Source organism: Desulforhabdus amnigena, assembly GCF_027925305.1.
Classification (GTDB): Bacteria; Desulfobacterota; Syntrophobacteria; order Syntrophobacterales; family Syntrophobacteraceae; genus Desulforhabdus; species Desulforhabdus amnigena.
In genome coordinates, this window is the sequence record NZ_BSDR01000001.1 from 1,707,802 (window position 1) to 1,720,723 (window position 12,922).

Below are 12,922 nucleotides of genomic sequence, written 5' to 3' on the forward strand. Positions count from 1 at the left end.
GATTCCGGCTTTCGCCGGAATGACGTAACGCCTATCATTCCAAGGAGCTACTAAGTTTGCGTACAGAGCTTAACTTGACATTGTCAGATTTCATTTGAACCACGGAGACACGGAGATTTTATTTGAGAGTCTTTCTCTGCGCATTCCGTGTCTCTGTGGTTCATGTGACAATGTCGCACTAATAGAGAACGAACAGAGTGCGTATTCCAAGAGCCAGAAAAAACGCCAGTGCAGAGGTCAAGTACATGAGGCGGATCATGGCACGATAGGTATCGAGACTCAGGGTTTCACCAGCATCGCCCAGAGTGGGCTTTTCCACCGGCCGGCCGAAATAGATGTTGGTCCCTCCCAACTGGACATTGAGAGCTCCAGCCGCGGCTGCTTCAGGATAACCCGCGTTGGGGCTTTTCATCTTGCGGGCATCGCGGCGCATGACATTCCAGGCTTTACGCCAATCAAGCCTCATGATGGCGGAGGCTCCCACGAGAAGCAATCCGCTCAGGCGTGCAGGTATCCAGTTGAACAGGTCGTCCGCCCTGGCGGCAAACCAGCCGAAATACCGATAACGATCGTTCATATATCCCACCATGGAATCCATGGTGTTCATGGCTTTGTAGGCCATGGCCGCCACGGGTCCGCCCAATGAGAGATAGAAGAGGGGGGCAACGATTCCATCGCTGATGTTTTCGGAAACCGTTTCCACGAGGGCCCTCACGATGTCCTGTTCTTCGAGCTGTGAGGTATCCCGGCTCACGATCCAGGCCAGTTTTTCCCGGGCCTTGACGATATTTCCCTCGCCCAGGGCTTTGGCCACTTTGACCGATTCCTGGTGCAGGTTCCGTGTGGCCAGCGTCGTAAAAGCGAGCCAGATCAGAACCGCTGTTTCAAAAACGGGATGAACATGCGAAGCAATCCCCAAAATAACAATGGTTCCGCTGATGACTCCCAAAACGACCGTCATCCAGAACACGGCACCCTGTAAACCCTTCAGTCCATGAGATGCCTTTTCGTCGTAGAAAACACGTTCCACCGCGGTGATGAAACGCCCGATCCAGCGAATGGGATGAGGCCACCACCTGGGATCTCCTACGAGAAGATCCAGAATATAAGCCGCTGCAAAGTGCCAAGGAAGAAATACCATGTTCTCTCCCTGTATTGAATATCCCGACAAAAAACCTGTGGAGAGGTAGCGGGAACATGAAAAATGAGATCATCAGAAGGGGTTTTATTCGTCGTCAGCCCCCCTACTCCCTGATCCCGAGTTCGCGATAGATTCGATTTATGTCCGTGTATTTTCGAACGTGCTCCGCAAGAAGGTCGTATTGAGTTTCTTTCCACCGCCTGTAGGAAAAATTGGCGGACACGGCCACAGTGGTCTTTCCGGAGCGGCGCCGCACTTCCTCGATGAATTTCCTTCGGAAGTCATCGTTATCGAAAATACCGTGAATGTAGGTACCCCACACTCTGCCGTCGGGTTGCGTCAAGCCGTCCAGGAAATCCGCCTCCCGGCCATCCCTGCGGGTGATATGGAAAAGAGGCTGGGCGGCTCCCCTGGAAACGCTCCTTCCCATGTGAATCTCGTAGCCGCTCAAGGGGCCCTGCGCAGATCCCATCCAGCAGTCGGTCGCTACGGGCAGGGCTTCGATCTGGGATGTGATTTTCTCGAGATACATTTCCGTTTCCATTTCCAGGAGTCCCAAGCCGGTCACCTCACGCAGACCGCTTTCCACACCGTGAGGGTCCTGCACGCAAAGCCCCATCATCTGGTAGCCGCCGCAGAGCCCCACTACGGTCCCGCCCCCCTTGTAAAAGGCCAGGATCGCATCGGAAAGACCGCTCTTTTTCAAGAAATCCAGGTCCTCGAGAGTATTCTTGCTTCCGGGAAGGATCACCGCATCGAAATGAAAAACCTCGGCGGGACGGTCAAAATAGATGAGGTCCACTCCCGCTTCCTGCTCAAAGCAGTCGAAATCCGTATAATTGGAAATAAAAGGCAGCCGTACCACACCGATGGCAAGACCGTTTTCAGAAACCTTTTTGACCGCCTGCTGCATGCGGCGCTGCAGGGCCACGCTGTCTTCCTCCTGAAGGGCGATATGGTTGAAATGGGGAATGACACCCAGAACAGGCCGCGAAGAACGGGATTCCAGGATCTCGATTCCACTGGTGAAGAGTTGCGGATCCCCCCTCAGCTTATTGACCATGAACCCCATGATCCGCTCCTGCTCCCGAGGGGTCATGAGCATATAACTTCCCAGCAAAGCGGCGAAAATGCCTCCCCGGTCAATATCTCCCACAAGGATGCAGCGTGCGTCGGCCATTTCCGCCATGGAAAGATTCACCAGATCGTGCTCCTTGAGGTTCAGTTCGACGGCACTCCCCGCCCCTTCCAAAACGATCACGTCATACTGGCTGGAGAGCCGCTCGAAACATTCCCGAACGATGGGAACAAGGTTCGTCTTGTATTCGTAGTAATCCCTTGCGGAAAGGTTTCCTATGGACTTTCCTTTCACGATCACCTGCGATCCCATTTGGGAAGTGGGTTTCAGGAGAACCGGGTTCATATCCACATGGGGCTCGATTCCGGCGGCTTCCGCCTGAACCACTTGAGCCCGCCCCATTTCGCCGCCTTCAGGGGTGATATAGGAATTGAGAGCCATGTTCTGGGCCTTGAAAGGGGCCACTCGAAAACCGTCCTGCTTCAGAATACGGCAAAAAGCGGCAGCAAGCACGCTCTTGCCCACGTCCGAACCCGTCCCCAAAAACATCAGGGATTTTGCCTTGTCAGTCATCAGTTTGAAACTCCCTGCAATATTTTACAAAGGCGGCAGGCGCCCCCGGTGCGCTTCCCCAGTGAAGATGAATGTAACTGGCCAGAATCGATCCGACCCGGTACCCTTCCTGCCGGACTTCTGCATACTTGCGGTGGTGCAGATCGTAGACCCGGTGAAGTTCCGCTGTCGATCCCACTCCGTCGTCCACGATCTCCGAATAATGGAATTCGTGCCCCCTGAGAATCGATCCCGCTTCACCCAGCAGGCAGGATTCGCGCAGGACCACTTCGGTATACCCCAGGGCCTTCCTGCGGTTCAGCATTCGAGTCCCGAAAGGAAGAATGCCCGCCATGGGGTATTTATCCCCTTCAAGGGTTACAATGAAACGCCCCAAGACCATCAGGCCGCCGCATTCGGCGTAAATGGGCATCCCTTGTGCAGCCCGTTTTCGAACGGACTCGAGGAAGACCTTCTGGCCGGAGATGTTCTCGGCGAAAAGCTCCGGGTACCCGCCCCCCAGGTAAAGTCCCGAAGTCTCTTCCGGAAAAGTCTCGCCGGCCAGGGGCGAAAAAAAATGGAGTCCGGCACCTGCCCTTTCCAGTAACTCAAAATTGTCCGGGTAATAAAAACAAAAAGCCGCATCCCGGGCAACCGCAATGAGGGGGGAAGGGGAAACGATTCGAGAAGACTCCTTTTTCCATGGTGCATCCCCCCTTCCGCCCTGCCCCGGTGTCTGCTCATGAAAACATTCGGCACGTTCCAGCAAGAGATCCAGATCGACATAGCGTTCCACCAGGTCGATCAGTTTATCCTTGTGCTGCGGGTCAAGAGGAGACTCATCGGCCGTTACGAGCCCCAAATGCCGCTCGGGCATGCGGATGAACTCGTCGCGCGGAATTCCTCCAAGCACGGGAATTTCAGGCAGGTTGGCGCTCATGGCTTCCCTGAGATATTCCAGGTGCCCCGGTCCCCCAACCCGGTTGAAAATGACCCCCGCCAGTTGTAGATCCGGATCGAAACGGCTGAAGCCGTAGATGAGGGCGGCGGCGCTGCGCGCCATGCTCCGGGCATCTACCACCAGGACCACGGGAATCCCCAGCCATTTGGCCATCTCCGCCGTACTCCCCGATTCGGTTTTGCCGTCGTACCCGTCAAAGAGGCCCATCACACCCTCCACCACCCCAAGATCCGCGCGGGAGAGGCAATCGTGAAAGAGCGTGAGGTTGTAGTCACGGGTGAGCATCCAGCCGTCCAGATTTCGAGACTCCAAACCCGCCATTCGGGTGTGAAAACCTGGGTCTATAAAATCAGGTCCGACCTTGAAAGGCTGCACCTTCAGTCCGCGGGCCTTGTAGGCGGCAAGCAGCGCCAGCGTGAGCGTGGTCTTGCCGCACCCGCTCTGAGTTCCGGCCACGACAAAAGCATGTTTACGACTCATCTCCGTTTTCCTTGTTCATTCAACAATCTCCCAGCGTTGCAGGGCGGTCCAGTAGATGGCGGCTCGAACGGCGTCCATTTTCAGTTGCCTGCATTTGGCCCACATTTCCCGGTAGGCCATGAGTTGGGAGCGATATTTTTCAAGCTCACCACGGCAGAAAGCATCGGGTGAAGCATCGGTCGAATGGGGCTTCGATGTCTTGAAGTCCACCAGCCACCAGATTCCCTCAATACAAGCCGCCAGGTCCACAACCCCGACATACAGTGTCCGTGACGTGTGCAGCCCCTCCAGGGCATATTCCACGCAGCGATCCTGTTCGGGAAGGTCATAAAACCTCCGGAGCCAGGGGTCGGCGAGGCATGCATGCACTTCGGCCAGAGCGGATTCCCCCATTTTGCAGGCATCCTCCCCGGCTATACCCTGCCGTTTCAAATAGCTGCAGACGCCTTCAGGAGGCGGCAGCCGCTTTTCCCTCCCGTAAACTTCCAGCAGACGATGCACCAGAATGCCCCGGATGCGGGGGGCGTCAACCGGTCCCGCTTCTTCCGTTCCGTCGATGGGAAATTCCGCAGGATCTTCACGCACGAAGGAAGAGGGATTCAAGATTTTAAAGAGCGGTTTTTCACGTTCAAAGGGGGCGGGATGGATCTCAACCGCAGGGCTGCCGTCAAAAGGGACGGCGGCAAGCGGTGGGATCTGCGGTTCCAGGACGATTTGAAATTTGCCTGCTTCACTCTCCCATCGCATCTCTTTACTGAAAGGCGTTTCCAGCGTGGGAGAGATCGCGGATTCGATGCCTGCCGGTTTTTTGGCGGAGGCCGGCGATTCCCCCGGCGGGAACTGTCCGTTCTTCACCTCGGGGAAGGAAAGCCATTCCCGCAGACCGTAATGCTCATTCAGCCAGTTCAAAGGCGTTTTGGAAGGAAAAACAACCTGTTCCCCGTCATTTTTGAAGGGGACGATACCACTCAGGAGCAGCCTGCTTCGAGCTCGAGTCAGCGCCACGTAGAAAAGCCGCTTGGACTCTCCCCAGCGCCTTCCCACATGGGTGTCGAGAAGCAACCGGTAGAGGAGATCCGGATCTGACCGCCTCCGGTCGGGTCGCACCGCCAGAAGATGCCGGTCGCTGCGCCCCGGCACCCGTTCCAGAAGATAAGGCGGTTGATTGGTTCTCTCCCGGGCCACAGGATTCCAGTCCAGAAAAGGAAGATAGACCGTATCGAATTCCAGCCCTTTGGCTCGGTGCACGGTCATGACGGAGACGCGCGAGAGGGCCGTGTCGGGATCTACGGGTTCGTATGCATTTTCCAGGAGCTGTTCCGCCCGCATGAGGGTCTGCACCGGTTCATGCACTTCAGCCTCCCTCATGATTTCAAGGAACTGGCGGCAGGAAGCGATCCCGCGGCTGCCCCAACGCCGGGCGACATGTTTCACCCCCTCGAGTTCGATCCAGGCGGCTTCCAGTACATCCGCAAGAGGTTCATGCCCCAGGTGCTGCCTCGCGCCGCGAAGGTTTTCCCAGAAATCCGCCACACGCTGATCTTTTTGGGCAAAAACGCGGATTTTTTCCACCCATACTCCGGGTTCCTCACAAAAAATGGCGTAAATTTCACCATAATTCAGAGTCAACCAGGGGCTGTGCAGTTGGGACGCCCAGGCCAGATGGTCCTGCGGCAGGACGAGCGCCCGGCAGAGCTGCCAGAGGTACTGTACTTCCGGCCGTTCCATGAGCTTGAGGCCTTCCGCTACTTGAACGGCGACTCCCCCCTGCTGCAGAGCCTCCAGGTATATGGGCAAATGGGTACGGGCGAAGAGCAGAATGCCCACCTGATGTTCAGGACCGGATTCCTCCAACTGCTGCCGAATGCGATGAGCCATCCATCCGGCCTCACGCTTACGGGCGGAAAGGCCTTCAGGCCACGCCGCAAACAAGGCCAGTTCCGGAGGAAAGGCGGGAAGCGCTGGACTTTGAAGGGGTGAACCCCCTGCTGTCGGTGCGCCGCACCGATCCTCTCCAGGATTTGCCCCTTTGCATCCTCTTTCTTCCTCAAGGGTTTTGGGGGAAGGCGCGGCTTCGGCAAATTCCACCTCGTCCTTTTCCAGAAGGGGATCGGCCATGACCGTTCGACTGAAGAGGTCATTGCACCACTCGATGAGGTGGGAACGGGACCTGAAATTTGTGTGGAGCACGAGGGGAATCAGCGGCAGGGTCTGATAGGAATCCAGCGGAACGCCCTTTTTCGCCTCTTGAAAGAGCCGTACTTCCGCCTTGCGAAAACCGTAGATGGATTGCTTGGGGTCACCTACCACAAAGAGCGTTCTGCCGTCTCCCGGCGTCCATCCGGAACAGAGCCGCCGCAGGAGGTTCCACTGCTGATAGTTCGTATCCTGGAACTCATCGATGAGCACGTGATGGATCTGCTGGTCCAACAAGAGCTGCAGGTCTGAAGGGGTGGTAGTGTCGAAGAGGCGGATGGCGGCCATTTCCAGGGCTGAAAAATCGAGCAGCCGCTGCCTGCGGCATCGCTCTTCGTAGGTTCCGATGAGCTCGTTCAGGATGAGAACGAGGTCCAGCAGGACATCCGTATCGGGCGGCGCGGACTCGGGCAGAGGAAGCCCTCTGGCCTGATGGAGCCGTTCCGCTACGGCCTCGTTCATATCCTGGATATAACGGGCCCATTCCGTTTTGGCAAACCCCGTATAATAACCGGTAGCGGGTCCAAACTTTTTTCGCGGCTGCCCGTTTTTCGTGAGAAACCCTTCGGCCATACGTTGCCAGGATTGCAGCGATTCCCAGGACGCTCCGGGGACTTCGGCCGGAAACTCCGATCCCGCAACAGCCTTGTGCGCTGAGAGATCGTCCATGAAATGAAGCCACATACGAGCCAGATCGCAGCGTTCGAAGACGGACTTCAAGCCGGTGAGTTCAGATTCCACAAGTTCCCGAATGCCCTGGAGGACGTACTCATTCACCTCTTTCCGACCGAGTATATGAATGAGATCTCCGAGGGTCTCGCGCCGCTGCATGAGATCTTCCAGTTCCTGAACCAGCATGGGCCAGGAATTGTTGAGGTAGAGGAGCCGGTTTTCCACAGCAAGACGCGCAGGATCCTCTACGGGACGATTTAAAAGGTTCTGAAGGGTTTCGTCGATCACTTCCCGCAAGAAAAAGAGCTGATCCGGTTCCACCAGAAGATCGGCCCCCGGAACCACGCCGGCTTCCAGGGGGGCCTGGCTCACCAGGGAATAGCAGAAGGAATGAAAGGTCTGGATGCGCAGGAGCTCCCCCCCCAGAAGAAGATCCTCGTAGCGTTTGTGCCGGGCAAGGGCCTTTGCCGCCATTTCCAGCAGTTCGGCATCCGGCTCGTTGGAAGCTGCATCGAGTTTCCCGGCGCGGCTCAGGTACCGCCCAACCCGTTCCCGCATTTCTCCCGCAGCCTTGTTGGTGAAGGTGAGGGCCAGAATGTGCTGAGGATGCTCCACAATTCCCAAAAGGCGCAGGAATCGCGCCGTGAGGAGAAATGTCTTCCCTGACCCCGCCGGCGCCTCGAGGTGAAAACTAGACGTTGGATCCAGGGCCCGGCGCCGCTGATCGGCATCCGCCAACAGAGGCTCACATGTCGTCGAAATATTTGAGGAACCCTTTTGTTTGCTCATAAAACCTTGTATCTCACAGAACTTCGCTGCACTCCTTCGGCCGCCGTGAGGGCCAAGGAAGCATTCATTCATCCTGCGACATAGAATTGAGAATTATATGGCAAAAGTCCCATTGTAGAGTTAAAGGACACCCTCAGTCGAAAAAAGCACCCGCTCATCTTTAGACGCCCCCCTTCCAAAAGTCAATCCACCAACAGGGCTACCGGGAAACAAGGCAGGCGAGCGGATGGATTCGTCTTGACACTTGGAGGGGGTATGATTAATTTGCACTCCATGATCTTTTTGAAATAATCCAGTTAAAACAATAAGAAAGGAGACATAACCCATGGCAATCATTCGTTGGTCTGACTATCCTGAAGTTCCCAATCCCATGCGGGAAATAGAGCGCCTGCACAAGGAAATGAATCGATTGTTCTCGGATCTCGGATTGAGAAGCATGTCACCTTTTCAGGTCGGAGTCTATCCTGCAGTCAATGTGAGTGAAGACACTCAAAACATCTATGTACGCGCCGAACTGCCCGGCTTGAAGTCCGAAGACCTGGAAATTTCTGTGGAGGGAGACACTCTGACCCTTCGTGGCGAGAGAAAGCTCAAGGAAGCGGGCGAAGGAGTCAATTATCACCGCCGTGAACGCGAGGCAGGGCGTTTTCGCCGCATTCTCACTCTGCCCACAAAGATCGATCCCAATGCTGTAGATGCCAGTCTGAAGGATGGTGTCCTCAAAATCGTTCTTCCCAAGGCACCCGAAGTACTTCCCAAGCAAATTCAGGTAAAAACCGACTGATCCATGTGACCCATTTCAGGCTCTATTCTGTTTTTCCAGTCGAATCCAAACGGCCGGAATAAGAGGAGGATGACCCACATGACGGAAAAAGATCTGCAAGCCCGTGAAAAAATGGAAGTGAAGGCTGCGGGTGAAAGCACCCGCGATGTTCCCGTATATATTCCCGCAGTCGATATTTATGAATCTGCAGACGCACTGATTCTTGTGGCCGACATGCCCGGTGTGAAGCCGGAGAATGTCTCCATCGACATTCATGACAATCAGCTGATCCTTCGCGGGACGGTCTCACTGGAAGAGTCCGGCAAGGAGCGTATTTTGATTCAGGAATACGGAGTGGGGGATTATTCCAGGGAATTCAGTCTGGGGAGAACCATCGATCAGTCCAAGATTGAAGCAGGAATGAAAGATGGGGTTCTGACACTCACTCTGCCCAAGGCCGAAACCATGAAGGCTCGCAAAATCACCATCAAGGAAGGCTGATCCCGATTTCATTCAGCCAACAGTCCCCTGCCGGTTGACTCAATGTATTCAACCGGCAGATCTTCCATCCTTATCGAAGCTTATTCGGTTACGCTCAGCAGCTCAACCTGGCGTAATTGAAGTTCATAAAGCAGCCCATCGATTTCCTCTTTATTGGACCCCAGCCGGTCCACGCTGTAGACCACCAGTCGCTGGACGCGATCCCTTTCAATATCCTTCAGAAGCTGGCTGCGTTTTGTATAAACTTCAACATTCTCCTCTTTTTTTTCCCCTGTTTTCTGTTCCAGAAACCGCAAACACTCTTCCTTTTGCCTCTTGAGCGGAGCTTCATAGCTGCCCTGATCTTCAGGCTTCAATTCCTCATAACGCACCATCAGGTAAATTGCCGTAATTTTATCTGCCATCCTACATGCACTCCCTATTCATTCCATTCCGTGATCTATTAAGATATTAATATCATTAATATAAATTAAAAAGTTATCTTTTGGCGCCCATAAAAAATGCGGTGGCAGTATACTCAATATTTCTCTTGAAAACAACCGGATGCTTAGAGCCGCCGCAGTTTTCATTTTGAAAAACCTACCCCCCTGCCCCCTTGAGGGGGGGAACAGATTTTTTCATTCAACAGCATTGCCCCTGAGACCGGGAGGAGGGACGAGAATTATTTCCCATCGAACGGGAGCCGGAGGTTGATGGCAAATGGTTTATGGATTATCTATAGACCTGATTCAAATGACTGATGGATGAAGAAAGTCTGATGGCATATCCTCCATCGCATTACATCGACATGAGACTTCATGGATAACGACAAACGGACATGACGATTTTTTGAACATATTCGGGGAAAGCCATGGATTGTGGAAAATACGATGATCCAAAACAGATGAGTGATACATTCTGGTTCGAACAAGGACCCATTCGGCCTCCCAGTGAAGCGGGAAGCCTTCTGCTGCGTTTCACAAGAAACTGCCCCTGGAACAAATGCACCTTTTGCCCCGTGTACAAAGGGCAGAAATTCAGCCGGAGATCCTTGGGAGAAATCCGGAGGGATATCGACACCGTTCACAAGATTATCGAGAAACTCCATCTCATTTCTCATTCCATGGGGGAGGGAGGCCGGTTGACCCGCCCGGTCTTGAATGCGGTCCTCACCAGCAACCGCTACGGCAATATCTTCCGCCATGTGGCGGTATGGTATTTTTCCGGCAAAGGAACCGTTTTCATTCAGGATGCCAACAGTCTCATGCTGCCTTCAGAGGAACTGGTACAGGCATTGGTTTACCTCAAGGCGCAGGTCCCCGGAGTCAGGCGCATCACTTCCTATGCCCGAAGCAGCACCATCGCACGAAAAAACCTGGATGAACTGCAGGAAATTCGCGAGGCGGGGTTGGACAGGATACATATCGGTCTGGAAAGCGGATCGGACCGGGTTCTCCAATTCGTCAAGAAGGGCACCACCGCAGCACAACATATCGAAGCCGGGCGCAAGGTCATCCAGGCCGGCATGACGCTTTCCGAATACATCATGCCCGGGTTGGGCGGCCGGGAGCTCTCCAGGGATCACGCACTGGAGACGGCAAGGGTTCTCAACGCCATCGATCCTCATTTTATTCGGTTAAGAAGTCTGCGGATCCCTCCCCGGACGCCCCTGTACCAGGACAAGGTTGCAGGTCGGTTCACCCCTCTCCCGGACGATGACACGGTCCGCGAGATCCGCCTCCTGATTGAATCGCTGGAGGGAATCCAGAGCAAACTCACATCGGATCACATCATGAATTTATTGGGCGATGTGCAAGGCACCTTTCCCCAGGACAAAGGGAGCATGCTCTCGGTAATCGACCGCTACCTGGATCTGCCTTATGAAGACAGACTGCTTTACCGCCTCGGCCGTCGGGGTGGAGCATTGCAATCCGTTGATGATTTGTGGGATCCATCCCTGCGAGCCCGCCTGGAAAAGGCGCGCCGCGATTTGGAAGCCGAATCCGGGGCGGATCTGGAACAGATCATCACGGAGCTGGGGGATCAATATATTTGAGTGTGAACTTCACAATTCAAGGACCTTGTCCGTTCATGCTGCGACACCTCGGCATGAACGGACAAGCGATTCAGAACCTATCCGGAAACCACCTGTGGACTTTGCGACACCCCCCTTGGTCCCCCCTCGAGGGGGGAATTAAAGGGGGATGTCCGCTGCCGAGGTAGGTTTTTGGATAGGCTCTTAGTGATGCTCATGAACGTAAAAGGGCCATTTGTGGAAGAACCACTCGTTCCAGAGAAGCGGAATGATCCACCAGAAGTTCCAGATGAGGGATTCGCCATGGAGCAGTCTTTCTGCAATACCGTGTTCCATGTGATGGTTTCCCAAGCCCCAATGGCCGAAGTTGATGTAATAAAAGAAATAATAGTTCAAAGCGCAAAGAACGAGAACACCAATTGTCCTGAACCAGAAGGCGCCCCAGGAATCGATGTCCGACATGGGACACATGTCGTCAAAATAATGGTGCCAGATAAGGAACGGAATCAGGGTAAAGCCCGCAATTTCTGCGGCATGGTACCAGAGGAAACGGGTCATGTTGTCTTTTGCGTGTTCGATCACCTGCCCCATGTCGGCCGGCAGCCAGGCACCGGCAATTTTCACGCAGGTGAGGGCAATGAGATATCCCAGGGCCACGTTGAAGATAAAAGAGATGAGTCCTTTCCAGGGCTGGGGAAGTTTGATGAGGGACCAGGGCTTCATTCTCCAGACATTGGGGGTCATGAAAAGCACGATGATCATCCATTCCCACCAACCGAAAACCCAATGGACGTGAGGAGTCCCATTAATGTCGCCCCACCAGGGGAAATTCAGGCCGATAGATGTTCCCAGGGTCTTTCCGAAAACCATACCCCAGAAGGGTACGATCAGCACCGTGTAGAAAAAGAGGGTCAGAGTGGAACACCATCCGATTTCAGCCAACCCCGCCTGAGGTTGGGGAAGATCGCTGGGACGAACAGGCCATTTGCCAAAAAGAATGGTCACGAAAGGATAGCTGAAAAAACCTATGAGTACGTAACAGACCACGGCGCTCTCGGCAAAGTGCTTCGCTTTCATGGCATCCAGGCCCATGGTCTTCATTTCCGGCAATATGGCCTGCCCTGCAGCGAGCGAATCCGCAATGGCTTTTTGAATGGCTTCGGGCGGGATGGGCAACAGCACTTTCCCCGCTTCGGCCAAGGCATTGAGATTGCTTTGGCTGAGGAAATTAAAACCCAAACCAAGCACACGGTAAAAGATGACATGAATCACGAACCAAACGACTATCAAATTGACAATGGTTTCAATAATTCCTCGAAGGGGCTGAGGTAAATTTTGAAACGGCCAGTCCCCCAGGAACATGTGCTGCCAGAGCCCCACAAGAATCATCATTGCCAGGTACATGACAAAGGGATAAGGAAATGAGCCCACAGGCCCACGCGGATCGCTAAAAAGAAACCAAGTAATCCAAGCAACTAGCGTAAATACTACCAGAGAAATGATCCCGGTCAGGGGTTGCCCCCATCGTGCTCGAAGTTCTCCCGCCATAATGTGCTCCTCTGTTCGCAATTTCACCCATAAAGTTTACTCATTCCATCCGTTAGACTTCTCCGAATCAGGATCGCTTAAGGAATACCTACACCCCCCTTCTCCATTTATGTATTTTTTTTCCATATAAATATTGCTGAGAATGATTCAAAGGAAATGATGGAATGGAATCGGAATACCGCAGGAAGACGAATGGGGTGAGAGAACAGGAGAAAGCGCAATCCGTC

General features: G+C 54.1%; 9 protein-coding genes. 3 read left to right on the forward strand and 6 right to left on the reverse strand.

The annotated features are described in order from the left end of the window. Positions 1-178 precede the first annotated feature (178 nt). From cbiB to QMG16_RS07375, 4 genes are all read right to left on the reverse strand, one after another. Complete coding sequence (gene cbiB / locus QMG16_RS07360) at positions 179-1,141, reverse strand: adenosylcobinamide-phosphate synthase CbiB (protein WP_281793327.1); 963 nt, start codon at positions 1,139-1,141, stop codon at positions 179-181. Between the two features lie 103 nt (positions 1,142-1,244). Further along, positions 1,245-2,792 (reverse strand): cobyric acid synthase, encoded by a 1,548-nt coding sequence (locus tag QMG16_RS07365; RefSeq protein WP_281793328.1) that lies wholly within the window; start codon positions 2,790-2,792, stop codon positions 1,245-1,247. Beyond that, the gene (locus QMG16_RS07370) at positions 2,785-4,212 is read right to left on the reverse strand and encodes a cobyrinic acid a,c-diamide synthase CobB (protein ID WP_281793329.1); all 1,428 of its coding nucleotides are present in this window, start codon (positions 4,210-4,212) and stop codon (positions 2,785-2,787) included. The genes QMG16_RS07365 and QMG16_RS07370 overlap by 8 nt, the downstream gene beginning before the upstream one ends. Positions 4,213-4,227: 15 nt before the next feature. Then, positions 4,228-7,869 (reverse strand): UvrD-helicase domain-containing protein, encoded by a 3,642-nt coding sequence (locus QMG16_RS07375; RefSeq protein WP_281793330.1) that lies wholly within the window; start codon positions 7,867-7,869, stop codon positions 4,228-4,230. A 325-nt stretch (positions 7,870-8,194) separates the two neighbouring features. Between QMG16_RS07375 and QMG16_RS07380 the strand changes: the two genes are divergently transcribed. Together QMG16_RS07380 and QMG16_RS07385 are read left to right on the forward strand one after the other, a co-directional pair. Continuing rightward, positions 8,195-8,653 carry an Hsp20/alpha crystallin family protein gene (locus QMG16_RS07380; protein ID WP_281793331.1) on the forward strand — a complete coding sequence of 153 codons (459 nt, stop codon included), beginning with the start codon at positions 8,195-8,197 and terminating at the stop codon, positions 8,651-8,653. Between the two features lie 78 nt (positions 8,654-8,731). Next, positions 8,732-9,133: an Hsp20/alpha crystallin family protein gene (locus tag QMG16_RS07385; RefSeq protein ID WP_281793332.1), complete on the forward strand. Its 402-nt coding sequence runs from the start codon at positions 8,732-8,734 to the stop codon at positions 9,131-9,133. Positions 9,134-9,213: 80 nt separating this feature from the next. Here the strand turns inward: QMG16_RS07385 and QMG16_RS07390 are convergent, their stop codons facing one another. Continuing rightward, positions 9,214-9,537, reverse strand: coding sequence for a recombinase family protein (locus QMG16_RS07390; RefSeq protein WP_281793333.1), 324 nt, complete (start codon positions 9,535-9,537; stop codon positions 9,214-9,216). Between the two features lie 446 nt (positions 9,538-9,983). Between QMG16_RS07390 and QMG16_RS07395 the strand changes: the two genes are divergently transcribed. After that, the gene (locus tag QMG16_RS07395; protein WP_281793334.1) at positions 9,984-11,168 is read left to right on the forward strand and encodes a radical SAM protein; all 1,185 of its coding nucleotides are present in this window, start codon (positions 9,984-9,986) and stop codon (positions 11,166-11,168) included. Between the two features lie 183 nt (positions 11,169-11,351). Here QMG16_RS07395 and QMG16_RS07400 read toward each other — a convergent pair whose 3' ends face one another. Then, positions 11,352-12,695 (reverse strand): restriction endonuclease subunit S domain-containing protein, encoded by a 1,344-nt coding sequence (locus QMG16_RS07400; protein WP_281793335.1) that lies wholly within the window; start codon positions 12,693-12,695, stop codon positions 11,352-11,354. Positions 12,696-12,922 lie beyond the last annotated feature (227 nt).

Excerpts from the sequence above, each read along its gene's own strand:
- QMG16_RS07400 (WP_281793335.1), bottom strand. The coding sequence starts at position 12,695 with ATGGCGGGAGAACTTCGAGCACGATGGGGGCAACCCCTGACCGGGATC.
- QMG16_RS07390 (WP_281793333.1), bottom strand. The coding sequence starts at position 9,537 with ATGGCAGATAAAATTACGGCAATTTACCTGATGGTGCGTTATGAGGAA.
- QMG16_RS07375 (WP_281793330.1), bottom strand. The coding sequence starts at position 7,869 with ATGAGCAAACAAAAGGGTTCCTCAAATATTTCGACGACATGTGAGCCT.
- QMG16_RS07370 (WP_281793329.1), bottom strand. The coding sequence starts at position 4,212 with ATGAGTCGTAAACATGCTTTTGTCGTGGCCGGAACTCAGAGCGGGTGC.
- QMG16_RS07380 (WP_281793331.1), top strand. The coding sequence starts at position 8,195 with ATGGCAATCATTCGTTGGTCTGACTATCCTGAAGTTCCCAATCCCATG.
- cbiB (WP_281793327.1), bottom strand. The coding sequence starts at position 1,141 with ATGGTATTTCTTCCTTGGCACTTTGCAGCGGCTTATATTCTGGATCTT.
- QMG16_RS07385 (WP_281793332.1), top strand. The coding sequence starts at position 8,732 with ATGACGGAAAAAGATCTGCAAGCCCGTGAAAAAATGGAAGTGAAGGCT.
- QMG16_RS07365 (WP_281793328.1), bottom strand. The coding sequence starts at position 2,792 with ATGACTGACAAGGCAAAATCCCTGATGTTTTTGGGGACGGGTTCGGAC.
- QMG16_RS07395 (WP_281793334.1), top strand. The coding sequence starts at position 9,984 with ATGGATTGTGGAAAATACGATGATCCAAAACAGATGAGTGATACATTC.